A 24,390-nucleotide genomic window follows, 5' to 3' on the forward strand; every position below is an offset into this window, starting at 1 on the left:
CTGTAATGCGTAAATTTGCACCTGGCCGCAAGTGGCGCGGCGCCGTTTTGCTGGCAAGCCTGCTCGCCCTGGGCGGCTGCGGCATGTTTTCCCATGACGACGGCCGCTACGATCCCGCGCCCCTGACCGAATACAAGGCCGGCATGTCCGTGCGCCAGGTCTGGTCCGCCTCGATCGGCAGCGGGTCCGGCCTGGGCTTCGCGCCCACGGTGCTGGGCGACGCCATCTACGCCGCCACGCCGGACGGCTCGGTCGGCAAGTTCGATCTGCAAAGCGGCCGGGTCATCTGGAAGGCCAGCGTCGACGGCAAGCTGTCGGCCGGCGCCGGCAGCGACGGCACCACCACCGCGGTGGCCTCGCCCGACGGCGACGTGATCGCCTTCGACGACACCGGCAAGGTCAAATGGAAGGTCCGCGCCACCAGCGACGTCAGCATCCCGCCGGTGGTGGGTTACGGCATCGTCGTGGTGCGCAGCGGCGACTACCGCATCCAGGCCTTCGACGCCAACAGCGGCGAGCGCGTCTGGAACGTGCAGCGTCCCGGCCCGGCGCTGGCCCTGCGCAGCGTGTCGCAGATGGTCCTGGCCGAAGGCCTGGTCATCACCGGCCTGCCCGGCGGCAAGCTGATGGCCATCGCCTCCAACAGCGGTAACGTGCAATGGGAAGGCACCGTCGCCACGCCGCGCGGCGCCAGCGACCTCGAACGCCTGACCGACGTGGTCGGCGCGCCGCGCATCGCCGGCAACCTGCTTTGCGGCGTGGCCTACCAGGGCCGCGTCGTCTGCTTCGACGTGACCGCCGGCGGCCGTCCCATGTGGGCCAAGGACTTCTCCAGCGTCAGCGGCCTCACGCTGGACGACCGCTTCGCCTACGTGCCGGACCAGAACAGCGTGGTCAACGCCTTCGCGCTGGACAACGGCGGCAACGTCTGGAAGCAGGCCGCCCTGAAGAACCGCCAGCTCACCGCCCCGGCCCTGCTGGGCGGCGCGCTCGCCGTCGGCGACCTGGACGGCTACGTGCATTTCCTGTCGCGCAGCGACGGCAGCCTGATGGCCCGCCTGTCCGTGGGCGGCGGCGCGATCGTATCGCCGCCGCAAACCACCTCCCAAGGCGTGCTGGTCCAGACGGGCAATGGCAACCTCGTCCTGATCGGCGCCAACTAATCCTATAGAAAAGCCTTACACCGTGTCCTTCAAGCCTGTCGTCGCCCTGGTCGGCCGCCCCAATGTGGGCAAGTCGACCCTCTTCAACCGCCTGACGCGATCGCGCGCCGCGCTGGTGGCCGATTATTCCGGCCTCACCCGCGATCGCCACTATGGCGAGGGCAGGGTGGGCGATACCCCCTTCATCGTCATCGATACGGGCGGCTTCGAACCCGTCGCCAAGGACGGCATCCTGCTCGAGATGGCCCGCCAGACGCGCCAGGCCATCGCCGAAGCCGACGTGGTGGTGTTCCTGGTCGACGCCCGCGCCGGCATCAACGCCCATGACCACGAGATCGCGCAGCTGCTGCGCAAATCCGGCCAGCAGCGCGTGCTGCTGGCGGTCAACAAGGCCGAAGGCATGGGCGCCGGCGCCGCCGTCTCCGAATTCCACGAGCTCGGGCTGGGTCAGCCCTATCCGATCTCGGCGGCGCACGGCGACGGCATCGTCGACCTGATCGAGCTGGCCCTGGCCGACCTGGCCGGCCCGCCCGCCGAGGAACCCGCGCAGGAAGAGGGCGAGCACGACCACCGCATCAAGCTGGCCATCGTGGGCCGCCCCAACGTGGGCAAGTCCACGCTCATCAACACCCTGATGGGCGAAGAGCGCGTGATCGCGTTCGACATGCCCGGCACCACCCGCGACGCCATCGAGATCGACTTCGAGCGCGACGGCCGCCGCTACACGCTGATCGACACCGCGGGCCTGCGCAAGCGCGGCAAGGTGTTCGAGGCGGTCGAGAAGTTCTCCGTCATCAAGACGCTGCAGGCCATCGAGGCCAGCAACGTCGTGCTGCTGATGCTCGACGCCCAGACCGAGATCTCCGAGCAGGACGCGCACATCGCCGGCTTCGTGCTGGAGACCGGGCGCGCCGTGGTGGTGGCGATCAACAAATGGGACGGCCTGGACGGCGAGGCCAAGGAGCGCATCGAGCGCGAATTCCAGCGCAAGCTGCGCTTCCTGTCGTTCGCGCGCATGCACACCATTTCGGCGCTGCGCGGGCAGGGCGTCAAGCCGCTGCTGAAGTCCATCAACGCGGCCCACGCCGCGGCCTTCGCCAAGCTGTCCACGCCCAAGCTCACCCGCGAACTGCAGGCCGCCGTCGAGCAGCAGCCGCCGCCCCGCAAGGGCATTTTCCGTCCCAAGATGCGCTATGCGCACCAGGGCGGGCAGAACCCGCCGCTGGTCGTCATCCACGGCAACGCGCTGGACGCCGTGCCGGATTCCTACCGCCGCTACCTCGAAGCGCGTTTCCGCAACGCGTTCGATCTGGCGGGCACGCCGCTGCGCATCGAATTCAAGTCCTCGCACAACCCCTACACGCAGGAAAGCTGATCCATGAGCCGTTTCTGGAGTCCCGTGGTCGGGACGCTCAGTCCGTATGTCCCGGGCGAGCAGCCCAAGCTTCAGAACCTGGTCAAGCTCAATACCAACGAGCACCCCTACGGCCCGTCGCCCAAGGTGCTCGATGCGATCCGCGCGGCCTGCGACGATGCGCTCAAGCTGTATCCGGACCCCTCGTCGGACCGGCTGCGCCAGGCCATCGCCGCGACCGTCGGCGTGCAGCCCGGCCAGGTGTTCGTGGGCAACGGTTCCGACGAAGTGCTGGCGCATGTCTTCCTGGCGCTGCTCAAGCATGACCGTCCGCTGCGCTTTCCCGACATCACCTACAGCTTCTATCCGGTCTACTGCGGCCTGTATGGCATCCAGTACGAAACGGTGCCGCTGACCGCCGACTTCCGCATCGACGTCGAGGACTACCTGCCGGCGCGCAGCGGCCCGGCGGGCGCCATCATCTTCCCCAACCCCAACGCGCCCACCGGCCGCGCGCTGACGGCCGCCGAGGTCGAGCGCATCGTGGCCGGCAACCCCGACGCCGTGGTGGTGGTGGACGAGGCCTATGTGGATTTCGGCGGCGAATCCGTCATTGCGCTGACCTCGCGCTACGACAACCTGCTGGTGGTGCAGACCCTGTCCAAGTCGCGTTCGCTGGCCGGCCTGCGGGTCGGCTTCGCGGTGGGCGGCGCCGCGCTCATCGAAGGGTTGGAGCGGGTAAAAAACAGTTTCAACTCCTATCCGATCGACCGCCTGGCCTCGGCCGGCGCGGTGGCGGCGCTGGAGGATACGGAGTACTTTGAACGCACCCGGCAGGCCGTGATCGAATCGCGGTCGCGCATGACCGCCGGCCTGCAGGCGCTGGGCTTCGAGGTGCTGCCGTCTTCGGCGAATTTCGTGTTCGCCCGGCACCCGTCGCGGGACGCCGCCGGCCTGGCCGCCGCGCTGCGCGAACGCAGCATCATCGTGCGCCATTTCCGCCAGCCGCGCATCGACCAGTTCCTGCGCATCAGCGTGGGCACCGAGGCCGAATGCGGGCTGCTGCTGGGCGCGTTGGCCGAGATTCTGCGGGGTTGAAGAGGCGGCGCCCAGGGCCTTCCAGCCGGAAAACTCTGGTGTCACTTTTTGCATGCCGGCCAAGTAGCACGGGCCGGGAAAACCCTGTAGAGTATGCGTTTCGGCGTACCCCACCAGTACAGAAGTACGCCATCATTCAATAACAAACAAATGGAGCCTGGCCAATGAGCAATAAAGGGCAAACTCTGCAAGATCCGTTCCTGAACACGCTGCGCAAGGACCATGTGCCCGTGTCGATCTACCTGGTGAACGGCATCAAGCTTCAAGGGCAAATCGAATCCTTCGACCAGTACGTTGTGCTGCTGCGCAATACGGTCACGCAAATGGTCTACAAGCACGCCATCTCCACGGTCGTCCCCGCGCGCGCCGTCAACTTTCAGGTGGAAGTCCCTGCTGAGTAATCTCGCTCCAGCTGTACCTTTTTTTGCCCGCCGGACGGTCGACGTCGGCGGGCATTTTCGCTTTGGCTCCAATAGGTTGCATGTATGCGCGCTTTGATCATCAGCGTGGATCTGGGAGATCCGGACTTCACCGCCCATGCCGAGGAATTCGCCATGCTGGCCAAGGGCGCCGGCGCGGAAATCGTCGGCACCCTGACCGCGCGTCGCGACCGGCCCGACGCCAAGTACTTCATCGGTTCGGGCAAGGCCGATGAGGGCGTCGCGATGGCCAAGGCGCTGCTGGCCGATATCGTCCTGTTCGACCAGCCCCTGTCGCCGGCCCAGCAGCGCAACCTGGAGCGCGCCTTCAATCTGCGGGTGGTGGACCGCGTCGCGCTGATCCTGGACATCTTCGCGCTGCGCGCCAAGAGCCACGAAGGCAAGCTGCAGGTCGAACTGGCCCAGCTCCAGCATCTGGCCACGCGCCTGACCCGCATGTGGTCCCACCTGGAGCGCCAGCGCGGCGGCATCGGCATGCGCGGACCGGGCGAATCGCAGCTCGAAATGGACCGGCGCATGATCGGCGCCAAGGTCAAGGTGCTGCGCGAGCGGCTGGACAAGGTCGAGCGCCAGCGCGTGACCCAGCGCCGCGCGCGCGCCCGCGGCGGCGCGCTGTCGGTGTCGCTGGTCGGCTATACCAACGCCGGCAAGTCCACGCTCTTCAATGCGCTGACCCGCGCCGACAGCTACGCGGCCGACCAGCTCTTCGCCACGCTGGACACCACCACGCGCCGGATCTGGATAGAAGGGGCGGGCTCGGTCGTGGTGTCGGACACGGTCGGCTTCATCCGCGACCTGCCGCACGGCCTGATCGCGGCCTTCCGCGCCACCCTGGAGGAAACCGTGCATGCCGACCTGCTGCTGCACGTGGTCGACGCCGCCAGTCCGCAGCGCGACGAGCAGATCTTCGAGGTCAACAAGGTCCTGGCGGAAATCGGCGCCGCGGCCATTCCCACCATTCTCGTATACAACAAGATCGACCGGGCAGGACTGGAACCCCGGGTGGAGCGCGATGCACATGGTACGATTGCGCGAGTATTTGTAAGCGCCACCGAGCGCGCCGGTCTGGACGCGTTGCGCGGGGCAATTGCGGAGATCGGACAGATTGTGGGAAACAATGCCGCGAATTATCAAACTCTTCAATCTGAATGACCCCGGCTGGGGTCGTGGGAACAACAACGGCTCCGAGCCGCCGCCCAAGCGGCCGCAAGGCAATGGAGACGGCCCTCCCGATCTCGACGAGGTCTGGCGCGATTTCAATAATCGCATCGGATCGCTGTTCGGGCGCAAGGGTGGCGGCGGCAACAACCGTCCGGGCAACCGGGGCGGCATGACGCCGCCTTCGCCGCGCGGCGCGCGCATCGGCCTGGGCGTGGTCGCCCTGGTGGCGGCCGGCATCTGGCTGGCCAGCGGCTTCTACATCGTGCAGGAAGGCCAGGTCGCGGTCGTGACCCAGTTCGGCAAATACAAGAGCACGTCGCAAGCCGGCTTCCAGTGGCGCCTGCCGTATCCCATCCAGAGCCACGAGATGGTCAACGTCTCGCAGCTGCGCACCTTCGAAGTCGGTTTCCGCGGCGGCGCGCGCAACAAGGTCCTGCCCGAAGCGCTGATGCTCACGACGGACGAGAACATCGTCGACATGCAGTTCGTCGTCCAGTACCGCCTGCGCGCCGACGGCGCGCCCGACTACCTCTTCATGACCCGCGACCCCGACGAATCGGTGCGCCAGGCCTCGGAAACGGCCATGCGCGAAGTCGTGGGCAAGCAGACCATGGACTTCGTGCTGTACGAAGGCCGCACCACGGTCGCTTCGCAGGTGCAGGCGCTGATGCAGCAGATCCTCGACCGCTACCAGACCGGCGTGCAGGTCAGCACCGTCGCCATCCAGAACGTGCAGCCGCCCGAGCAGGTGCAGGCCGCGTTCGACGACGCCGTCAAGGCGGGCCAGGACCGCGAGCGCCAGATCAACGAAGGCCAGGCCTACGCCAACCAGGTCGTGCCGCTGGCCAGCGGCCAGGCCTCGCGCATGCTGGAGCAGGCCGAGGGCTACAAGGCCAAGGTCGTCGGCGACGCCCAGGGTAATACCTCGCGCTTCACCAGCATCCTCGGCGAATACGAAAAGGCCCCGGCGGTCATGCGCCAGCGCATGTACCTCGACAGCATGCAGGAGATCTTCACCCGCGCCAGCAAGGTCATGGTCGACACCAAGAGCAACAACAACATGCTGTACCTGCCCTTGGACAAGATCATGCATCTGGCGGCCCAGGACGCCAGCAAGTCCGCCGCCGGCAGCGCCGGTTCGTCGGGCTTGTCCAGCCAGCCGGCCCAGCCGCCGCTGCGCGGCAGCGCCGTGCCGCAGGCCCCGTCTTCCGGCAGCAGCACCAGCAACGCGCTGCCCCGCGACCGTACGTCGCGCTAACCCGGAGGAGTCCTGATCATGCAACGTCTCATGCCTGTCCTGGTCGGCCTGCTCATCGTGCTGGCCGCCCTTTCTTCCTGCGTCTTCGTCGTGCGCGAGCGCGACTACGCCCTGGTGTTCTCGCTGGGTGAAGTGCGCAAGACCATCAACGAACCCGGCCTGTACTTCAAGGCCCCGCCGCCGTTCCAGAATGTCGTGACCCTCGACAAGCGCATTCTGACCATCGAAACCAACGAAGCCGAACGCATCCAGACTTCCGAAAAGAAGAACCTGCTGATCGATTCCTACGTCAAGTGGCGCATCCTCGATCCCCGCCAGTACTACGTCTCGACGGGCGGCAATGAACGCGTGGCCCAGGAGCGCCTGCAGGCGCTGATCCGCGACGCGCTCAACGCCTCGGTCAACGTGCGCACGGTGCGCGACGTGGTCTCGACCGAACGCGACAAGATCATGGCCGAGATCCTGACCAACGTGGCCAAGCGCGCCGAACCACTGGGCGTGCAGATCGTCGACGTGCGCCTGCGCCGCATCGAGTTCGCGCCCGAGATCTCGGAATCGGTGTATCGCCGCATGGAGGCCGAGCGTACCCGCGTGGCCAACGAGCTGCGCTCCATCGGCGCCGCCGAAGGCGAGAAGATCCGCGCCGAAGCCGACCGCCAGCGCGAAGTGATCGTGGCCCAGGCCTACGCCAAGGCCCAGGGCATCATGGGCGAGGGCGATGCCGCCGCGGCGTCGATCTACGCGCAGGCCTACGGCAAGAACCCGCAGTTCTACACGTACTACAAGAGCCTGGAAGCCTACCGCGCTTCGTTCTCGAAGCCGGGCGACGTGCTGGTGGTCGACCCCAGCTCCAGCTTCTTCCAGTTCATGAAGGACCCGTCGGGCGCCGCCCTGGCTCCGGTCACCGTGCCGGCCAAGTGATGCGAAACCGCTAGCGCCATCGCTAAAGCCCCTTGGATTCCCAAGGGGCTTTTCGTTTGCGGGCCTGCCGGCATAATGGGGACGGCTTTGCGCGGCCGATCCGCGCCCGGGAAGTTCCGGCTGGCGCTGGCCGCCGAACCATGTACAATACCGCGTAAGCTAGAAAACATTCCGCAGCGGCTGAGCGGGCTTACGCCCCTCAGCCGCTTTTCGTTTGGGCGACGCCCACGCATCACTTGGCGTTATTCAGGTAAACATTCATGGGTAACTGGCTGCTGCCCGAGAGCCTCGCCGATGTCCTTCCGGCCGAGGCCCGGCGCATCGAGGAACTGCGCCGCGAACTTCTCGATCTGTACCGCACGTACGGTTTCGAGCTGGTCGCGCCGCCCCTGGTCGAATACATCGATTCATTGCTGTCCGGCACCGGCAGCGATCTGGACCTGCGCACCTGCAAGCTGGTCGATCAGCTGTCCGGCCGCACCCTGGGCGTGCGCGCCGACATGACCCCGCAGGTCACGCGCATCGACGCGCACTTGCTCAACCGCGCCGGCGTCACCCGCCTGTGCTACTGCGGCAACGTGCTGCATGCCCGTCCGGCCGACCTGCTGGCCAGCCGCGAGCTGCTGCAGATCGGCGCCGAAATCTACGGCCATGCCGGTTTCGAGGCGGACCTCGAAATCATCCAGCTGGTGCTGGAAACCGTCGCGATCGCCGGCGTGCGCAATCCCCGGCTGGACCTCTGCCATCCCGGCGTGCTGCGCGCCATCCTCGAATCAGACCCGGCCCTGGCCGCGCTGTCGCAGGAAGTCATCCTGCTGATGCGCGAAAAAGACGTGCCCGGCCTGGTCGAGCTGTCGGCGCGCGCGCCGGGCCTGCGCCACGAGACGCTGCAGGCCCTGAAGCTGCTGCCCAATCTGTATGGCGGCCCCGAAGTGCTGAAGCAGGCCCGTCGCGAACTGCCCTTGCTGCCCGGCGTGGCCGCCGCGCTGGATGCGCTGCAGGTCGTGGTGGACGCCATGCCCGACGTCGCGTTCGGCGTCGACCTGGCCGACGTGGGCGGCTATGGCTACCATTCCGGCGTGAAGTTCGCGCTCTATGCCGAAGGCTGGCGCGACGCGCTGGTCAGCGGCGGCCGCTACGACGACGTGAGCCGCGCCTTCGGCCGCGCGCGTCCGGCCACGGGCTTCAGCCTCGATTTACGCAAGCTGGCGGCGGGTTTGGCGCCGGCGGAACGGGCGCGTGCGGTACGCGCGCCCTGGGGGCAAGCCCCCGCCCTGACCGAGGCGGTGCGCCGCCTGCGCCGGTCGGGGGAAATCGTCGTTCAGGTATTGCCCGGTCACGAGCAGGATCAGGACGAATTCGTTTGCGATCGCGAGCTGGCGCTGCAGGATGGCGCCTGGACGGTCAGAACGCTGTGACTAACTCCCTCCCGGCAACGGGAGGGCCGCGGGGAGATTTCCGGATTTCCCGAGAAACTCGATATTGATTCGTAACATGAGCAAGAACGTAGTCGTAATCGGCACCCAGTGGGGTGACGAGGGCAAGGGCAAAATCGTCGACTGGCTGGCGGAATCCGTCCAGGGCGTGGTCCGCTTCCAAGGCGGTCACAATGCCGGCCATACGCTGTGGATCAACGGCAAGAAGACGATTCTGCGCCTGATCCCGTCGGGCATCATGCACCCCGGCGTCACCTGCTTCATCGGCAACGGCGTCGTGCTGTCGCCCGAAGCCCTGCTCAAGGAAATCGAAGAGCTTGAAGCCGCCGGCCTGGACGTCCGTTCGCGCCTGCAGATTTCCGAAATCTGCCCGCTGATCCTGCCGTACCACGTTGCCATCGACAAGGCGCGCGAAGCGCGCAAGGGCGAGGGCAAGATCGGCACGACCGGCCGCGGCATCGGCCCCGCCTACGAAGACAAGGTCGCCCGCCGCGCCATCCGCGTGCAGGACCTGTTCAACCCCGAGCTGTTCGACGAGAAGCTCGCCGAAGTGCTGGATTACCACAACTTCGTGCTGACCAAGTACCTGGGCGCCGAGGCGGTTTCCGCCAACGAAGTGCGCGACCAGGCCATGGCGCTGGCGCCGGCCATCGCCCCGATGGTCAAGGACGTCTCCAGCAACCTGTACGCCATGCAGCAGGCCGGCCAGCGCCTGCTGTTCGAAGGCGCGCAGGGCGCGCTGCTGGACGTCGACCACGGCACCTATCCGTTCGTCACCAGCAGCAACTGCATCGCGGGCGCGGCCTCGGCCGGCGCCGGCGTCGGCCCGCAGCAGCTCGACTACGTCCTGGGCATCACCAAGGCCTACACGACTCGCGTCGGTTCGGGTCCGTTCCCCACGGAACTGGTCGACGAGATCGGCACGCGCCTGGCCACCATCGGCAAGGAATTCGGTTCGGTCACGGGCCGTCCGCGCCGCTGCGGCTGGTTCGACGGCGCCGCGCTCAAGCGCTCGGTACGCCTGAACGGCATTTCCGGCCTGTGCATCACCAAGCTGGACGTGCTCGACGGCCTCGAGACCATCCAGCTGGGCGTCGGCTACCGCGTCAACGGCGAATTCCGCGACGTGCTGCCCTATGGCGCGCACGCGGTCGCCCAGGCCCAGCCCGTGCTGGAAGAGCTGCCCGGCTGGAGCGAATCCACCGTCGGCATCACCGAGTACGACAAGCTGCCCCAGGCGGCCCGCCGCTACCTGGAGCGCGTGGCCGAAGTCTGCGGCGTGCCCATCGACCTGGTGTCCACCGGTCCCGACCGCAACGAAACCATTGTGCTGCGTCATCCGCTCAAGGGCTGACAGCGCGTTATTTCGGGTTATTATTCGCAAGGCCGCCGCCGGTCTCACACCGGCGGCGGCCTTTTCGTATTTATTAAGCAGGAGATGCTTGCCTATGAACACGCCGACCAATGATGACAGCCATCTGTGGGTGACGTGGGACCACTACAACCGGCTGATCGAACGCCTGTCCTTGCAGGTGCATCAATCGGGTTGGGAGTTCGACAAGATTCTTTGCCTGGCGCGCGGCGGAGTGCGCGTCGGCGATGTTATGTCCCGTATTTTCGACGTACCGCTGGGCATCCTGGCCACCAGCAGCTACCGCGAAGCCGCCGGCACCAAGCAGGGCGACATGGATATCGCCCAGTTCATCACCATCACGCGCGGCACGCTGTCCGGGCGGGTGTTGCTGGTGGACGACATGGTCGATACCGGCAAGACTTTCACCAAGGTCTACGATCACCTCAAGGCCCAGTTCCCCGACATCACCGAATTGCGCAGCGCCGTGCTGTGGTGGAAGGGGCATTCCCTGGCCACGCCCGACTACTACGTCGACAAGCTCCCCACCAATCCCTGGATCCACCAGCCCTTCGAAGATTACGACAGCCTGCGTCCGCACCAGCTCGAAGCCTGGATCCGGAAGGGTTCGCAAAGTTGAGCGCACCGCCATGCCGGGTGGGGCGTCAGGCTTCGGATCGCCGCTGCCTGTAGTCAAACCAGGCATGACCATGCTAGAATCGCTGGTTATCGCTAAACCGAACTTGGCTTGTTACTCTTTGGGTAGTCTTTGGGTAACGGAAACAGCCAGCGGAAACAGCCAGCAGAAATACTCCTGGTAGCAGGATTTACTGCGGATATGCTGCGGGTTTGCTGGTAAGCAAGCCAGGTTTGTCATCAACTTTTGTTACCCTACAAGCAGGCCAATTACTTTATGCCTATCGTTCGACTGAAGGAAAACGAACCGTTTGAAGCCGCTCTGCGTCGCTTCAAGCGCACCATCGAAAAGACCGGTTTGCTCACCGAGCTGCGTTCGCGCGAGTTCTATGAGAAGCCCACGGCCGAGCGCAAGCGCAAGCACGCCGCCGCCGTGAAGCGCCACTACAAGCGCATCCGTAGCCAACAACTGCCCCCGCGCCTGTATTGATTTTTGATTCCCGAATCTATTGATTCCAGAGTCATTCATCCAGGATTTGCTCGCCCGAGTCGACGTCGTCGACATAGTCGGGCGATACGTGCAGTTGAGAAAGGGTGGGGCCAACTTGCTTGGCCTGTGCCCCTTTCATAACGAAAAAAGCCCGTCGTTCACCGTCAGCCCCACCAAGCAGTTCTATCACTGCTTCGGTTGCGGCGCGCACGGCAGCGCCATCACCTTCCTGATGGAGCACACGGGCGCCAGTTTCCCCGAGGCCGTGCGCACGCTCGCCGGCTCGGTGGGAATGACGGTCCCCGAAGAAAACCGCAGCCCCCGCCAGCAGCAGGAATCCGCGCGCCGCAAGGCCGAGGAATCCCGCCACACGCAGGTGCTCGACGCCGCCCAGGCGCATTACCTCAAGCAGTTGCGGGCCTCGCCCGCGGCGATCCGCTACCTGAAGCAGCGCGGCCTGACCGGCGAAATCGCGGCGCATTTCGGCCTGGGCTGGTCCGGCACGGACCGCCACGGCCTGTCGCATGTGTTTCCCAGCTACGAAGATCCGGTCCTGGTGGAATCGGGCCTGGTCATCGAGTCCGAGGACGGCCGCCGCTACGACCGGTTCCGGGAACGCATCATGTTCCCGATCCGCAACGCGCGCGGCAGCCTGATCGGCTTCGGCGGCCGCATCATCGGCAAGGGCGAGCCCAAGTACCTGAACTCGCCGGAAACCCCGCTGTTCTCGAAGGGCCTGGAGCTCTACGGGCTGTGGGAGGCGCGCCAGGCCATCCGCCAGGAAGGGCAGGTGATCGTGGTCGAGGGCTACATGGACGTCGTCGGCCTGGCGCAGCAGGGCATCGCCAACGCGGTGGCCACGCTGGGCACGGCCACCACGCCGGACCACGTCAAGAAGCTGCTGCGCGCCAGCGACAAGGTGATCTTCAGTTTCGACGGCGACGGCGCCGGGCGGCGCGCCGCCTGGCGTGCGCTGCAGGCCTGCCTGCCGGTGCTGCGCGACGACATCGCGATCCGTTTCCTGTTCCTGCCGTCCGAGCACGACCCCGATTCGTACGTGCGCGAACTGGGTGCCGAAGCCTTCCGCGCCTGCCTGGGAGACGCGGTCGCGCTGTCGCGCTTCCTGCTCGACGAACTCGCCTCGCGCCACAACATGGACGAGGCCGAAGGGCGGGCAAGCTGCCTGCACGAAGCCAAGCCTCTGCTGGCCGCCATCCCGGAATGCGCGCTGCGCGTGCAGATCGAGCGCGAGATGGCCAAGCTGGTGCAGCTCACGCCCGAGGAAATGGCGCAAGTGCTGGCGCAGCAGCCGGCCAAGCCTTTCGCGCCCGGTCCCCGGGCGGCCGAAGGCGCGCAGCCGACCGGCCAGGGGCAGGGCCAGGACGGCGGGCCGCCGGACCCGGGCTACGACTTCGGCGGCCACGATTTCCACGACATTCCTGCCGAAGAGTCCGATTATGCGGACTACGGCCATTTTCCGTCTCCGGACGGAGAATCCGCCGCCGGCGGCGCGCCGGGCGGCCGGCAGCAGTGGCAGGGCAAACGCGACTGGAAAGGCAAGGGCGATTGGAAAGGCAAGAGCGACTGGAAGGGCGGCAAGGGCTGGAAGGGCCGGCGCGACGATGACGTCGGCGGCTTCGAGGGACGCCGCACCATGCCTTCGCTGGCCAAGCGCCTGCTGAGCCTGCTGCTGGCCCACCCCGAACTGGTGGACTCCATGGGTGACCAGCAGCTTGAAGTCATCGACCACGGCCCCCATCTAGGTCTTGTAAGAGACCTGATCATGCTGGCGCAATCCAGCGGCGCCCGCCACGTCGGCGCGCTGCTGGAGGCCGCGGAGCCCGATTCGGACCTGGCCACGGTGCTCAAGGGCCTGCGGGCGGACATCCTTTCCCAGGAAGACCTGCCGGACCCGCAGACCGAATGGGACGACGCGCTGCGCCGCATCGAGTTCGACTCCGCCCGGGCCGAAATGGCCAAGCTGGCGGCCGCCGGTCTGGGGACGGAAGAGGCGCGCAAGCGCTATCTGGAACTTTCCAGCCGCATGACCGTACTGAAGGGTGCCGGCCTACGCTAAATGCGCTAAAATCAAGGGTTTTCCGCCGCCGGGAACGCAGCCGAGGGCTGATGGCGGAAAAGAGGTTGTGACACAGGGAATGTGACACAGGAAATGTGACCCAGAGAATGTTTCATGATTCGGCAGACGGAATCTATTGCGCTTGCCGGAATCTAATCAGTGTAGGGGTTTGACGCAGGGCCGGCATGAAAAGACGGGCACGCGCGTCAAATTCGTTACATAGTTAATTAATATAGCGGTGGATCAGGCAGTTCAGCGGCGGTGAGTTCCGCGTAGCGTTAGTGGTTTGGGTGCTGTGTCTACTCAGCTGCTTGGGGCAAGGGCCCGATAAGCAAGCAACGCCTATTTATAGGCAGACAGTCCCCCCGGCGCCCGGAACCCGCCGATGAATGAGGCCAGGCACGCCAGAGCGCCCCGACGGTATTGCACCGCACGGCGCAAGGCGGGCTCGCAAGAGCTGGCGCTGCGAACAACGCAGCCGCAGGGTTCTCGGCCGATTCACCAGATTTACCCGTAGTGCCGCCGCGCTGGACAGCCGTCCAGGACGGCTAATGCGGTGCAACATGCCCAATCGGGTTGCGACGACCACGGAAGCGACTATGACCAAAACCACCGGCAAATCCTCCTCTGCAATGAATGCGGCCGACACCGAGGCCAAGACGGCCAAGCGTACGGTAAGCATGGCGGCGGAAAAAGCGCCCGCCAAGACGGCGGTGAAGGTCGCCAAACCCGCTGCCAAGACGGCCGCCAAGAAGGCGGCCAAGACTGCTGGCGGCGCCGACAAGCCCGAGAAGGTGACCAAGGCCCGCGCCAAGAAGGCCGAAGACAAGCTGGCCGACCTGGTGAGCAGCGCGCGTCCGGCGCCCAGCGGCCGCCGCCCGGGCCGCCCGGCCAAGAACGCCAACAACGATTCCGACGGTTTCGACGATCCGATGGACGGCGAAGGCGAAGTCCTGCCCGACCTGAAGCCGCCCAAGCGCGGCGGCAAGCGCGGCAAGGCCGATCCCAAGGACCTGATCGCCCGCGGCCCCGTCAGCCCCGAAGAGTACGAAGCCCGCCGCAACCGCCTCAAGCAGCTCATCAAGCTGGGCAAGGACCGCGGCTACCTGACCTATGGCGAAATCAACGATCACCTGCCCGACGACCTGGTCGACGCCGAGGCGATCGACGGCATCATCAGCACCTTCAGCGACATGGGCATCGCGGTCTACGACCAGGCCCCCGACGCCGAAACCCTGCTGATGAGCGAGAACGCGCCGGTCGCGTCCAACGACGATGACGTCGAAGACGAAGCCGAAGCCGCGCTGACCACGGTGGACTCCGATTTCGGCCGCACCACGGACCCGGTCCGCATGTACATGCGTGAAATGGGCTCGGTGGAACTGCTGACCCGCGAAGGCGAAATCGAAATCGCCAAGCGCATCGAAGACGGCCTGAAGCACATGGTCATGGCCATCTCGGCCTGCCCGACCACGATCAACGAGATCCTGGCCCACATCCTGCGCGTGCGCGAAGGCCAGGCCCAGATCGACGAAGTGGTCGACGGCCTGGTCGATCCGGAAGACGGCGAGGAATACGCCGGCGCCGGCGTCACCGCCGACGAAGACGAAAGCGACGACGGTCCGGCCGGCGGCATGTCCAGCAAGCAGCTGGAAGACCTGCGCGTCAAGGCGCTGGCCAAGTTCGACGAGGTCGCCAGGCAGTTCGAGAAAATGCGCCAGTCCTACGAAAAGGACGGCTACAAGTCCGACGTCTACGTGCGCGCCCAGGAGTCCATCCAGAACGAACTGATGGGCATCCGCTTCACCGCCAAGATGGTCGAGAAGCTCGCCGACACGCTGCGCCAGCAAGTCGAGGAAGTGCGCCAGCTCGAGCGCGCGGTCCTGCACACGTGTGTGGACCGTGCCGGCATGCCGCGCACGCACTTCATCAAGGTCTTCCCCGGCAACGAAACCAACTTGCAGTGGGTCGTCGACGAAGTGGCCGCCGGCCATCCGTACGCCGAAACGCTGGAGCGCCAGATTCCGGCCGTGCAGGAACTGCAGCAGAAGCTCATCGACCTGCAGACGCGCGTCGTGCTGCCGCTGAAGGACCTGAAGGACGTCAACAAGCGCATGGCCACCGGCGAAGCCAAGGCCCGCAAGGCCAAGCGCGAAATGACCGAGGCCAACCTGCGCCTGGTGATCTCCATCGCCAAGAAGTACACGAACCGCGGCCTGCAGTTCTTGGACCTGATCCAGGAAGGCAACATCGGCCTGATGAAGGCCGTGGACAAGTTCGAGTACCGCCGCGGCTACAAGTTCTCGACCTACGCGACCTGGTGGATCCGCCAGGCCATCACGCGCTCCATCGCCGACCAGGCGCGCACCATCCGCATCCCGGTCCACATGATCGAAACGATCAACAAGATGAACCGGATCAGCCGCCAGATCCTGCAGGAAACCGGCGCCGAGCCGGATCCCGCGACCCTGGCGCAGAAGATGGACATGCCCGAGGACAAGATCCGCAAGATCCTGAAGATCGCCAAGGAGCCGATCTCCATGGAAACGCCCATCGGCGACGACGACGACTCGCACCTGGGCGATTTCATCGAAGACACCTCCACGCTGGCGCCTTCGGATGCGGCTTTGCACGGTTCGATGCGCGATGTGGTCAAGGAAGTGCTAGACTCTCTCACCCCGCGTGAAGCCAAGGTCCTGCGCATGCGTTTCGGCATCGAAATGAGCACCGACCAGACCCTGGAAGAAGTGGGCAAGCAATTCGACGTCACGCGCGAACGCATCCGCCAAATAGAGGCGAAGGCGCTGCGCAAACTGCGTCACCCCAGCCGGGCCGACAAGCTGAAGAGCTTCCTGGAAGGGCAGTAAACATTTTTTTGGCCCTCTAGCTCATGCCTGGTTAGAGCAGCGGACTCATAATCCGTTGGTGCCGAGTTCGACTCTCGGGGGGGCTACCAAAGAAATCCTGAGAAATCAGGTGCCTACAGCCGCCAGCAATGGCGGCTGTTTCTTTTTCGGCGTCAGAAGTCCAGCTGCGCGGCCTCGATGCGCAGCGCCGCTGCGATTCTTTCGCGGCTGCTCTTGCGCAGCCGGTTGCTGTTCTCCTGCTGGGCATAGGCGGACTGGCTGATGCCCAACCGCCCGGCCATGTCGTCCTGGGTCAGGCCCAGGTGTTCGCGCCAGGCGCGCACCGGCGTGGCGCCCTCCACGGTACGGCAGATCACTTCGTGGGGAATCAGATCCTTTTCCGAGTTGCGAGAGGCCACGTACTCTGCGTACGGAATGACAACGTAGGCGGGCTGTCCGTCAGGGCCGTTGATGATCTGGATGTTAGTAGGTACGTTCATCGCGTTTTCTCACTTCCTGGATTTCGACGATCCTGATTGCCCCGTCCCAATTGAACATCACGCGGTAGTTTCCAACGCGCAGGCGGTAGCCGTACAGATGAGTCGTCAAGGTCCTGACGTTCCGGCACGCCGGCATTGCCTTCAGCGTCTCCACGCCATCTCGAATCGTTGCTTGTTGTTGACGACCCAGCTTGCGCAATTGCCTGGCCGCTTTCAGGGTCCAGTGAATCGAATTCATCGATAAACCATTATAAGAAAAAAATAAGTTTTCTATGGAAATAGAAGTTTTTGGAGGTCGAGAATCCTGCTGCCTGGGATGCGGCCTGTGTCGGACGACACCGGCGTCCCAGTGCCGCCGCAATCTTGGCTAATGGCAGGTGCGTCCACAATTGGGGCTACACGCAACTGCGGGACCCGACATATCGGGCAGCGCGGCTGCCGTCCACGGCGGTTTCAGCGCCGATCACACTCGGCGGCAGCCTGATGCGCCTACCGGTTTGCAATGTAAATTTCGTTCCCGAGTACGGTCTGCCACAGAGAAATTTATTTCTATGTTCCGCCGGCCCGCCTGGCGAATGGGAAAAAAATTCACCGCCCGCCTTGATAGCATGGATGAATAACCGATATCCCCACGCGGCCCGGTTTTCGCGGCTGCGCGGACCCCGGGGCTACAACCTGGTCGAATCATGACTGAACAGATCCGCCGCTATCCCTCGCTCTCCCACTGGGGCGCCTATACCGCGGTCGTCGAAGGCGGCCGCCTGATCGCGTGCGAGCCCTTCGAGCGCGACAGCGCGCCTTCGGGCATTCTGCGGTCCATGCCCGCCATGGTGCATTCGCCGCTGCGCGTGGATCGTCCGGCGGTGCGCAAGGGCTGGCTGCGCGACCGGCACCTGTCCGACGGCGGCGAACGCGGACGCGACGGCTATGTCGAGGTCGGCTGGGACGAGGCGCTGGCGCTGGTGCATTCGGAACTCCAGCGAGTGCGCGCCGAGCACGGCAGCGAGGCGATTTTCGGCGGCTCGTACGGCTGGTCTTCGGCCGGCCGGCTGCATCACGCGCGCACCCAGACGCACCGGTTCCTGAACGCCGGCGGCGGCTGCACCAACCAGGCCGGAAACTACAGCTGGGGCACGGCGCAGTTTCTGCTGCCGCACGTGATAGGCAGCTACACGCCGGTGACCGGCCGCGTGACGGACTGGAACAGCGTGGCCGGGCACACGCGCCTGCTGATCGCCTTCGGCGGCATGCCATTGCGCAATACCCAGATCACCTCGGGCGGGGCGGGGGACCATCCGGCGGGCGGGCAGATCGCGCGGGCCAGGGCGGCGGGCGTGGAGTTCGTGGTCATCAGCCCGACCCGCGGCGACGTGCCGCCCGGTTCGCAGGCGCGCTGGATTCCGATACGGCCCAACACGGATACGGCCTTGATGCTGGCGATGATGCAGGCGCTGATCGCCGACGGCATCCAGGACGAGGCTTTCCTGCAGACCCATTGCGTGGGGTATGCGGCCTTGCGCGATTACCTCATGGGCGAGGCCGACGGCACGCCCAAGACGCCGGAGTGGGCGCAGGCGATCTGCGACGTGCCTGCCGCCACGATCCGCGAACTGGCGCGCCAGGCGCGCCAGACGCGCTCGCTGCTGACCTGCGCATGGTCGCTGCAGCGCGCCCATCATGGCGAGCAGCCGTATTGGGCATGCGTGGCGCTGGCCGCCGCGCTGGGGCATGTGGGGCTGCCGGGCGGCGGCTTCGCCTTCGGCCATGCCTCCATGAACGGGGTGGGCAATCCGCGCATGGAGCTGGCCGGGCCGGCGATGGGTTCGGGGCGCAATCCAACCGGCTCGGCGATACCGGTGGCGCGCTTCACCGACATGCTGCTGCAGCCGGGCCAGGCCTACGAATTCAACGGGCGCGAGAGCGTCTATCCGGATATCAGGATGGTGTACTGGGCGGGCGGCAATCCGTTCCATCACCAGCAGGACCTCAATCGCCTCGAACGGGCATGGCGCCGGCCGCAGACCATCGTGGCGCACGAGATCTGGTGGACGCCGATGGCGCGCCGTTCGGACATCGTGCTGCCGGCCACGACCACGCTGGAGAGAAACGACATCGGCGGCTCGACGCGCGACCGCTACGTGTTCGCCATGCACCAGGCGCTGGCGCCGGTGGGATCGAGCCGCAACGATTTCGATATCTACAGGGAACTGGCCGCGCTGGGCGGATATGAGCAGGCCTTCACCGAAGGCCGCGACGAGATGGCGTGGGTGCGGCACATCTATGAATCCATGGCGCAGGAATGGCGCGACCGCGGCCACGCCGCGCCCGGGTTCGAGGCGTTCTGGCGCCGGAGTTATGCGGAGATTCCCGAGCCTGCCCGGCCCTTCGTGCTGTTCGAGGAATTCCGGCGCGATCCCCAGGCCAATCCGCTGCGCACGCCGTCCGGCCGCATCGAACTGTATTCGGAGAAGATCGCCGGCTTCGGCTATGCGGATTGCCCGCCGCATCCCGCGTGGCTGGCGCCGGCGGAATGGCTGGGCGCTTCCGCGGCCGCCCGCTGGCCGCTGCATCTGCTGACGCCGCAGCCGGCGGGCAAGCTGCATTCGCAGATGGACGGGGGCCGCGCATCGGTGGAGCTCAAGATCCAGGGCCGCGAAGCCCTGCGCATCTCGCCGGCGGACGCCGCCAGCCGGGGCATAGGCCAGCATGACCTGGTCAAGGTCTACAACGAGCGCGGCGCATGTCTGGCGGTCGCGCTCATCGATGCCGATCTCAAGCCCGGCGTGGTGGCCCTGCCCACGGGCGCGTGGTTCGATCCTGCCGGCAAGGAGCTGGAGCTGCACGGCAATCCCAACGTGCTGACGATGGACGCGGGCACGTCGCGGCTGACGCAGGGCAGCAGCGCCCAGTCCGCGCTGGTGGAAGTGGCGCGCTGGCATGAGGCCGCGCCGGCGGTTCGCGCGCTGGCGCTGCCGGCCATCGACAGGCTAGATGGCGGCCGCGCCTGAATGGCCGAAACAACAAGGGCAGCGTTCGCACGCTGCCCTTCGGCCCGCTTGAGCGCGCTTTATTCCGCGGTGATGTGCGCCTGTTCGATGATGGTGCTGTAGCGCGCCGTCTCCGCCTGGATGTACTGCGCGAAGTCCGCGCCGTTGCGGTACGCGCTTTCGAATCCCAGGCCGCTGAGCTGTTCTTTCATGCTGGCCGAGGTCATGACCTTCTGCGTGGCGGCGTCCAGCTTCTTCTGGATCGCGTCCGGCAGTTTGGCCGGCGCCCACAGGCCGTACCAGGAATAGAACTCGAAATTCTTCAGGCCCGCTTCCTGCATGGTCGGCACGTCCGGCAGCAGCGGGCTGCGCTTGGCGCCGGTGACCGCCAGAGCGCGTATCTTGTCGGTCTTGACCATGGGCAGCGAAGACAGCATGGGGTCGATGAGCCCGTGCACCTGGCCGCCGATCAGGTCGGTCAGGGCCGGGCCGCCGCCGCGGTACAGCACGATGGGGATGTCCAGGCTGGACAGGCCGGCCTCATACGCGAACTGCGCGATGGCGAGGTGGCCGGCGGAGCCGAAGCCGGTGGTCGCGAAGCTGTATTTGCCGGGATCGGCCTTCAGGACCTTGACGAATTCCTGCACGGTCCTGGCCGGCACGTTGTTGTTCACGCTGAATATCAAGGCGCCCTGGGCCAGTCCGCTGATGGGGGTGAAATCCTTCACCGCGTCGAAGGCCATCTTCTTCTTGTAGAGCAGCGGATTGATGTTGTGGATCGAGGCGTTCAGGTACAGCGTGTAGCCGTCCGGGGTCGAGCGCGCGACCACGCCCGCGCCCACCATGCCGGACGCGCCGGCGCGGTTGTCGATGATGACCGACTGCTTCAGTTCCTCGCCGAGCTTGACGGCGAACATGCGGGCCAGGCTGTCGACGGAGCCGCCGGGCGGGTGGGGCACCACGATGGTGACCGGCCGGTTGGGATAGGCGGCGTCGGCGTTCGCCTGGGCCTGGGCCTGGGCCTGCGCCGAGCCCAGCAGCGCCAGGCCGCTGACGGCCATCGCAATGCCTTTCATGCAGCTTCGGCGTGTACGGAAAGAGGGTTTACGCATAGCGGTCTCGCTGAAATTGATAAGCACGGAACCCCGGGGCGGGCCAGCGGCGGTCAGTAGGTGCCCGGATAAGCGCCGCCGTCTATGAGGATGTTCTGGCCGCAGATGTAGCCGGACTGGGCGGCGCAGATATACGCGCACAGCGCGCCCATTTCTTCCGGTTCACCGTAGCGTCCGGCCGGGTTGTTCGATCCGCGTTCGGCCCAGAGCTGGTCGAAGGTCTTGCCGCCCGGCTCCAGCATGCCTTCGATGTGATGCCGCTGGGCGTCGGTGGCGAATACGCCGGGCAGCAGATTGTTGATGGTGACGTTGTAGCGCACCGTCTGCCGCGCCAGGCCCGCGACGAAGCCCACCAGGCAGGAGCGCGCGCCGTTGGACAGGCCCAGCTCCAGCTGCGGCGTCTTGACGCTGCGCGAGACGATGTTGACGATGCGGCCGTAGCGCCGTTGCATCATCCCGTCCACCACGCGCCGGATCATGTCGATCGGACCGAGCGCCATGGAATCCAGGGCCTTGCGCCAGTCGTCCTGGGTCCACAGGCGGAAGTCGCCGGGCGGCGCGCCGTCCGCGTTGTTCACCAGGATGTCGGGCGCGGGGCAGGCCGAGAGCGCCGCCTCCCGTCCGGCATCCGTGGTGAGGTCGGCGACCGCGAATCGGACCGGGGTTCCGGTGGCCTGCGCGATCTCGCGCGCCGCCTGGGCCAGCGTGCTTTCCGTGCGCGCGGCGATGGTCACGTTGACGCCTTCGCTGGCCAACTGCTGGGCGCAGGCGCGGCCCATTCCCCTGCTGCCGCCGAAGACTAGCGCGTGGCGGCCTCGAATCCCCAAATCCATTGCTGTGGCTCCTGGTGTCGCCCGGTCAGGCGGCCTTCAGTTCCGGCGAGTTCCAGCCGTACTTTTCGTGCAATCCCAGCTCCTTGACGACGCGCAGGCCCTTGAGCAGCGGCTCGCCTTCCAGGCCGCGCAGCGGCTTGCGCAGTTCGCCGGCCGGCAGGCCGACGGCCTTCATCAGCGACTTGATGGCCACGGGATTGATGGCCGAGTACGAGTAGTGCAGCAGTTGCAGGTTGTCCAGATAGGCCTCGCGGAAGCTGGTGCTGACTTCGGGCTTGGTCCAGGGCCGCGAAATCCTGGCCAGCTCGGCCGGCGCGATGTTGCCGGTCATGTTGGCCGTGCCGTGGCCGCCCAGGCTCATGGTCGGCACGACCAGGCCCAGGTTGGGCGAGTCGCAGCACATCACCGACACGTCGGGCGCGCCGCGCAGCACCTGCGCCACCTGGCCCACACGGGTCGTGGATTCCTTGTGCACGACGTAGTTGGGGTGCTTGAAGATGCGCAGCAGCTGGTCCCAGTGCAGGTCGCTCTTGACGCGCGGCGGGTTGTTGTAGATGCCCAGCGGCAGGTCGGTGGCGTCGGCCACTTCGAGGAAGTAGCTTTCGATGTCCGCTTCCGAGGCGCAGATGTAGGCGGGCGCGGCCAGGATGGCGCCGTCGGCCCCGTTGGCCCGGGCGAAGCGCAGATAGTCCTTGGTCGCCTCGGTGTTGTTGCCGGTGCAGCCGTAGAAGAGCTTCATCTTGCCGGTCTTCATCTTGGCGGTCTCGACGATGATCTCCTGGCGCTCCTGCTGCGACAGCATGGAGACTTCGCCGGTCGAGCCCATGATGAGCACGGCGCTGGTGCCGTTGTCTTCCTGGAACTTCAGCAGTTCGCGAAAGGCGGGGTAGTCGGGGCTGCCGTCCTTGTTGAACGGGGTAATCAGGGCGACGAACGACCCTTCGATCTTCATTTTGCTCATTTCCATATCCTCGGGTGACGGTGTGGCGGTGATGGATCAAGCCGGGCAGGCGGCCTGTGTGTGGGAGGGGGCGACCGCCGGGGATGTAATGAAGTCTATGGGGACGGCTGGTGAAAACTTTTCGATTATTTGCCGCTTCCGGGGGCAAAAAGAGAAAAAAAATCACCGCAGGCGTGTCCAGCTGACGTGGGCCGCGCCGCGGGCCCCGGGGTCAGGCCGCCGCGCGGCGCGCGGCGCGCCTGGGCCGGGGTGTCTTGACGGCGCTCCAGCGGTTCGCGCGTTCTTCGACGGTGGTGGGGAATATTTCCTGGCACAGCTTGTGCAGCGTGCGGACGAAGGGGTTCGACTTCAGGAACATGGCTTCGCCGAAGTAGATCGGAATCCGCGGCGCGTTGGGCAGCGCCACGCAGTTCAGGTGGCTGTCCGACTCGTCTATGCACCAGGTGGGCAGCAGCGCGAAGCCCAGCCCTTCCTCGACGCAGCGTTTCACGCTCATGCTGGTCGAGGTCGATACCGAGATCCGGGGCGGTTCGTTGCCCACCGACAGGTAGTCGAGCGCGATGTTGCGCAAGAGTTGGCCGGGCTCGTAGGTCACCAGCGGGCGGTCCTGCGCCCACTGCGGCACCGCCGTCTCGTCGGCCGGAGCAGGCCAGCCCAAGGGAAACACGAGCGCGGGCTGATAGTCGCAGATCACGCGCTGCGGGATCACGGTGTCGCCGAAATAGCGCTCGCTCAGGCAGACGTCCAGCGAGCCGTTGCGGATCAGCTCCGGCAGCGACACGTCTTTTTCATAGCCGACGATCTCGACGGCGGGGTACTTCTTGCGGAATTTCGCCAGCACCGGCGGCAACAGGTGGAAGAAGATCGCTTGCGGCATGCCGATGCGCACGACCGGGCGCTGCTTGTCGATCAGGCTGCCCAGGCGGGTCAGCATCACGTCGAATTCCGGAGCCAGCAGGCGATAGAGGCTGGTGCCGCGCGCGGTGAGCTTGATGGACTTGGCGCCGCGCCGGGCCACCACCAGCTTCTCGCCCACGCGCTGTTCCAGGCGGCGGATGTGATTGGCCACCGATTGGTAGGTGATGTTGAGCCTGCGCGCCGCCGCCGAGTAGGTGCCTTCCTGCGCCACGAAGAAAAAGGTCTGCGTCAGCGTGATGTCCACCTCTTTCATGGCGCCTCCAGCCGGCCGGACCCGGCGGGTCAAATACAAATTTGCTTGTAGGTTAGAGTCAATGAATTGTATCGCTGCGATCCGGACCGGTCTATAAGATGGACCTTCAAGAGCAGGAAGCAGGTCAAGGCAATGGACAAGAAGGATCGATGCATACTCGCGCTGCTGCAGGCGGATGCGCGCCTGTCGAACAATGAAATCGCCGAGCGGGTGCATCTCTCGCCGACCGCGTGCTGGAAACGCATCCAGCAGCTGCAGCGCTCGGGCCTGATCCGGCGCCAGGTCTGCCTGCTGGACAACCACAAGGTCGGGCTGGGCGTGACGGTGTTCGTGTCGATCAAGACGAACCGCCACGACCTCAACTGGCTGGAAAAATTCGCGCTCGGCGTCAAGGACATGCCCGAGGTGATGGAGTTCTACCGCATGACCGGCGAGACCGACTATCTGCTGAAGGTGGTGGTGCCCGATATCGCCGGGTTCGACCTGGTCTACAAGAAGCTGATCCAGGTGGCGGAGCTGTTCGATGTCAGTTCCAGCTTTGCGATGGAAGAACTCAAATACACCACGGCCTTGCCGCTGGATTATCTCTGAACGC

The 24,390-nt window shown here is 65.7% G+C and carries 21 protein-coding genes and 1 tRNA gene; 16 read left to right on the top strand and 6 right to left on the bottom strand.

The genetic code is table 11. From position 1 onward, the window contains the following. The first annotated feature begins 5 nt into the window (after positions 1 to 5). The 14 genes from bamB to A6B37_RS25225 all read left to right on the top strand — a co-directional run bounded on the left by bamB (position 6) and on the right by A6B37_RS25225 (position 16,341). A complete protein-coding gene (gene bamB, locus A6B37_RS25160; RefSeq protein WP_111827242.1) occupies positions 6 to 1,163 on the top strand; it encodes an outer membrane protein assembly factor BamB in 1,158 nt (385 codons plus the stop codon). 22 nt (positions 1,164 to 1,185) lie between these two features. Then, positions 1,186 to 2,538 carry a ribosome biogenesis GTPase Der gene (gene der / locus A6B37_RS25165; RefSeq protein WP_102771728.1) on the top strand — a complete coding sequence of 451 codons (1,353 nt, stop codon included), beginning with the start codon at positions 1,186 to 1,188 and terminating at the stop codon, positions 2,536 to 2,538. A gap of 3 nt (positions 2,539 to 2,541) precedes the next feature. Next, entirely contained in the window at positions 2,542 to 3,615 is a 1,074-nt protein-coding gene (hisC, locus tag A6B37_RS25170) for a histidinol-phosphate transaminase (RefSeq protein ID WP_111827243.1), read from the top strand. 164 nt (positions 3,616 to 3,779) lie between these two features. After that, positions 3,780 to 4,016: an RNA chaperone Hfq gene (hfq, locus tag A6B37_RS25175; RefSeq protein ID WP_006218585.1), complete on the top strand. Its 237-nt coding sequence runs from the start codon at positions 3,780 to 3,782 to the stop codon at positions 4,014 to 4,016. Between the two features lie 84 nt (positions 4,017 to 4,100). Next, entirely contained in the window at positions 4,101 to 5,207 is a 1,107-nt protein-coding gene (hflX, locus tag A6B37_RS25180; RefSeq protein ID WP_102771726.1) for a GTPase HflX, read from the top strand. Continuing rightward, entirely contained in the window at positions 5,173 to 6,474 is a 1,302-nt protein-coding gene (hflK, locus tag A6B37_RS25185; RefSeq protein ID WP_111827244.1) for an FtsH protease activity modulator HflK, read from the top strand. The genes hflX and hflK overlap by 35 nt, the downstream gene beginning before the upstream one ends. 18 nt (positions 6,475 to 6,492) lie before the next feature. Continuing rightward, on the top strand, positions 6,493 to 7,395 hold the full coding sequence (hflC, locus tag A6B37_RS25190) for a protease modulator HflC (RefSeq protein ID WP_102771724.1): 903 nt from the start codon (positions 6,493 to 6,495) through the stop codon (positions 7,393 to 7,395). Positions 7,396 to 7,655: 260 nt separating this feature from the next. Beyond that, positions 7,656 to 8,813, top strand: a complete 1,158-nt coding sequence (locus A6B37_RS25195) for an ATP phosphoribosyltransferase regulatory subunit (protein WP_102771721.1) — start codon at positions 7,656 to 7,658, stop codon at positions 8,811 to 8,813. Between the two features lie 76 nt (positions 8,814 to 8,889). Further along, positions 8,890 to 10,185, top strand: coding sequence for an adenylosuccinate synthase (locus A6B37_RS25200; RefSeq protein WP_168202332.1), 1,296 nt, complete (start codon positions 8,890 to 8,892; stop codon positions 10,183 to 10,185). Between the two features lie 94 nt (positions 10,186 to 10,279). Beyond that, positions 10,280 to 10,822, top strand: a complete 543-nt coding sequence (locus A6B37_RS25205; RefSeq protein WP_111827245.1) for a phosphoribosyltransferase family protein — start codon at positions 10,280 to 10,282, stop codon at positions 10,820 to 10,822. 273 nt (positions 10,823 to 11,095) lie between these two features. Further along, the gene (rpsU, locus tag A6B37_RS25210; RefSeq protein ID WP_006218592.1) at positions 11,096 to 11,308 is read left to right on the top strand and encodes a 30S ribosomal protein S21; all 213 of its coding nucleotides are present in this window, start codon (positions 11,096 to 11,098) and stop codon (positions 11,306 to 11,308) included. A 19-nt stretch (positions 11,309 to 11,327) separates the two neighbouring features. Next, positions 11,328 to 13,385 carry a DNA primase gene (gene dnaG / locus A6B37_RS25215; protein WP_111827246.1) on the top strand — a complete coding sequence of 686 codons (2,058 nt, stop codon included), beginning with the start codon at positions 11,328 to 11,330 and terminating at the stop codon, positions 13,383 to 13,385. A 599-nt stretch (positions 13,386 to 13,984) separates the two neighbouring features. Then, positions 13,985 to 16,252, top strand: a complete 2,268-nt coding sequence (gene rpoD, locus A6B37_RS25220) for an RNA polymerase sigma factor RpoD (RefSeq protein WP_111827247.1) — start codon at positions 13,985 to 13,987, stop codon at positions 16,250 to 16,252. A gap of 10 nt (positions 16,253 to 16,262) precedes the next feature. Continuing rightward, positions 16,263 to 16,341, top strand: a tRNA-Ile gene (locus A6B37_RS25225). A gap of 63 nt (positions 16,342 to 16,404) precedes the next feature. Here A6B37_RS25225 and A6B37_RS25230 read toward each other — a convergent pair. Together A6B37_RS25230 and A6B37_RS25235 are read right to left on the bottom strand one after the other, a co-directional pair. Continuing rightward, positions 16,405 to 16,731, bottom strand: a complete 327-nt coding sequence (locus A6B37_RS25230; protein ID WP_111827248.1) for a helix-turn-helix transcriptional regulator — start codon at positions 16,729 to 16,731, stop codon at positions 16,405 to 16,407. Next, positions 16,715 to 16,969, bottom strand: coding sequence for a type II toxin-antitoxin system RelE/ParE family toxin (locus A6B37_RS25235; protein WP_111827249.1), 255 nt, complete (start codon positions 16,967 to 16,969; stop codon positions 16,715 to 16,717). The genes A6B37_RS25230 and A6B37_RS25235 overlap by 17 nt, the downstream gene beginning before the upstream one ends. A gap of 448 nt (positions 16,970 to 17,417) precedes the next feature. Between A6B37_RS25235 and A6B37_RS25240 the strand changes: the two genes are divergently transcribed. Continuing rightward, complete coding sequence (locus A6B37_RS25240) at positions 17,418 to 19,739, top strand: molybdopterin-dependent oxidoreductase (RefSeq protein WP_111827250.1); 2,322 nt, start codon at positions 17,418 to 17,420, stop codon at positions 19,737 to 19,739. A 59-nt stretch (positions 19,740 to 19,798) separates the two neighbouring features. Here A6B37_RS25240 and A6B37_RS25245 read toward each other — a convergent pair whose 3' ends face one another. The 4 genes from A6B37_RS25245 to A6B37_RS25260 form a co-directional block, all read right to left on the bottom strand. Next, positions 19,799 to 20,794: a tripartite tricarboxylate transporter substrate binding protein gene (locus tag A6B37_RS25245; RefSeq protein WP_111827251.1), complete on the bottom strand. Its 996-nt coding sequence runs from the start codon at positions 20,792 to 20,794 to the stop codon at positions 19,799 to 19,801. An 89-nt stretch (positions 20,795 to 20,883) separates the two neighbouring features. Beyond that, positions 20,884 to 21,663 (bottom strand): SDR family oxidoreductase, encoded by a 780-nt coding sequence (locus A6B37_RS25250; RefSeq protein ID WP_111827252.1) that lies wholly within the window; start codon positions 21,661 to 21,663, stop codon positions 20,884 to 20,886. 25 nt (positions 21,664 to 21,688) lie between these two features. Then, positions 21,689 to 22,624, bottom strand: a complete 936-nt coding sequence (locus A6B37_RS25255) for a 4-hydroxy-tetrahydrodipicolinate synthase (protein WP_111827253.1) — start codon at positions 22,622 to 22,624, stop codon at positions 21,689 to 21,691. 211 nt (positions 22,625 to 22,835) lie between these two features. After that, positions 22,836 to 23,795 carry a LysR family transcriptional regulator gene (locus A6B37_RS25260; RefSeq protein ID WP_102771710.1) on the bottom strand — a complete coding sequence of 320 codons (960 nt, stop codon included), beginning with the start codon at positions 23,793 to 23,795 and terminating at the stop codon, positions 22,836 to 22,838. Between the two features lie 132 nt (positions 23,796 to 23,927). Between A6B37_RS25260 and A6B37_RS25265 the strand changes: the two genes are divergently transcribed. Next, positions 23,928 to 24,386 carry an Lrp/AsnC family transcriptional regulator gene (locus A6B37_RS25265; RefSeq protein ID WP_102771709.1) on the top strand — a complete coding sequence of 153 codons (459 nt, stop codon included), beginning with the start codon at positions 23,928 to 23,930 and terminating at the stop codon, positions 24,384 to 24,386. Positions 24,387 to 24,390 lie beyond the last annotated feature (4 nt).

This window comes from Achromobacter sp. HZ01 (assembly GCF_003267925.1).
In the GTDB taxonomy this organism is placed as follows: domain Bacteria; phylum Pseudomonadota; class Gammaproteobacteria; order Burkholderiales; family Burkholderiaceae_B; genus Achromobacter; species Achromobacter pulmonis_A.

Bases quoted from the DNA above. Each gene is read 5' to 3' on its own strand.
- hflC (WP_102771724.1), top strand. From the start codon at position 6,493: ATGCAACGTCTCATGCCTGTCCTGGTCGGCCTGCTCATCGTGCTGGCC.
- A6B37_RS25230 (WP_111827248.1), bottom strand. From the start codon at position 16,731: ATGAACGTACCTACTAACATCCAGATCATCAACGGCCCTGACGGACAG.
- A6B37_RS25245 (WP_111827251.1), bottom strand. From the start codon at position 20,794: ATGAAAGGCATTGCGATGGCCGTCAGCGGCCTGGCGCTGCTGGGCTCG.
- hflK (WP_111827244.1), top strand. From the start codon at position 5,173: ATGCCGCGAATTATCAAACTCTTCAATCTGAATGACCCCGGCTGGGGT.
- hisC (WP_111827243.1), top strand. From the start codon at position 2,542: ATGAGCCGTTTCTGGAGTCCCGTGGTCGGGACGCTCAGTCCGTATGTC.
- A6B37_RS25250 (WP_111827252.1), bottom strand. From the start codon at position 21,663: ATGGATTTGGGGATTCGAGGCCGCCACGCGCTAGTCTTCGGCGGCAGC.
- rpsU (WP_006218592.1), top strand. From the start codon at position 11,096: ATGCCTATCGTTCGACTGAAGGAAAACGAACCGTTTGAAGCCGCTCTG.
- rpoD (WP_111827247.1), top strand. From the start codon at position 13,985: ATGACCAAAACCACCGGCAAATCCTCCTCTGCAATGAATGCGGCCGAC.
- A6B37_RS25265 (WP_102771709.1), top strand. From the start codon at position 23,928: ATGGACAAGAAGGATCGATGCATACTCGCGCTGCTGCAGGCGGATGCG.
- A6B37_RS25255 (WP_111827253.1), bottom strand. From the start codon at position 22,624: ATGAGCAAAATGAAGATCGAAGGGTCGTTCGTCGCCCTGATTACCCCG.
- A6B37_RS25200 (WP_168202332.1), top strand. From the start codon at position 8,890: ATGAGCAAGAACGTAGTCGTAATCGGCACCCAGTGGGGTGACGAGGGC.
- hflX (WP_102771726.1), top strand. From the start codon at position 4,101: ATGCGCGCTTTGATCATCAGCGTGGATCTGGGAGATCCGGACTTCACC.
- bamB (WP_111827242.1), top strand. From the start codon at position 6: ATGCGTAAATTTGCACCTGGCCGCAAGTGGCGCGGCGCCGTTTTGCTG.
- A6B37_RS25240 (WP_111827250.1), top strand. From the start codon at position 17,418: ATGACTGAACAGATCCGCCGCTATCCCTCGCTCTCCCACTGGGGCGCC.
- hfq (WP_006218585.1), top strand. From the start codon at position 3,780: ATGAGCAATAAAGGGCAAACTCTGCAAGATCCGTTCCTGAACACGCTG.
- A6B37_RS25235 (WP_111827249.1), bottom strand. From the start codon at position 16,969: ATGAATTCGATTCACTGGACCCTGAAAGCGGCCAGGCAATTGCGCAAG.
- A6B37_RS25260 (WP_102771710.1), bottom strand. From the start codon at position 23,795: ATGAAAGAGGTGGACATCACGCTGACGCAGACCTTTTTCTTCGTGGCG.
- A6B37_RS25195 (WP_102771721.1), top strand. From the start codon at position 7,656: ATGGGTAACTGGCTGCTGCCCGAGAGCCTCGCCGATGTCCTTCCGGCC.
- A6B37_RS25205 (WP_111827245.1), top strand. From the start codon at position 10,280: ATGAACACGCCGACCAATGATGACAGCCATCTGTGGGTGACGTGGGAC.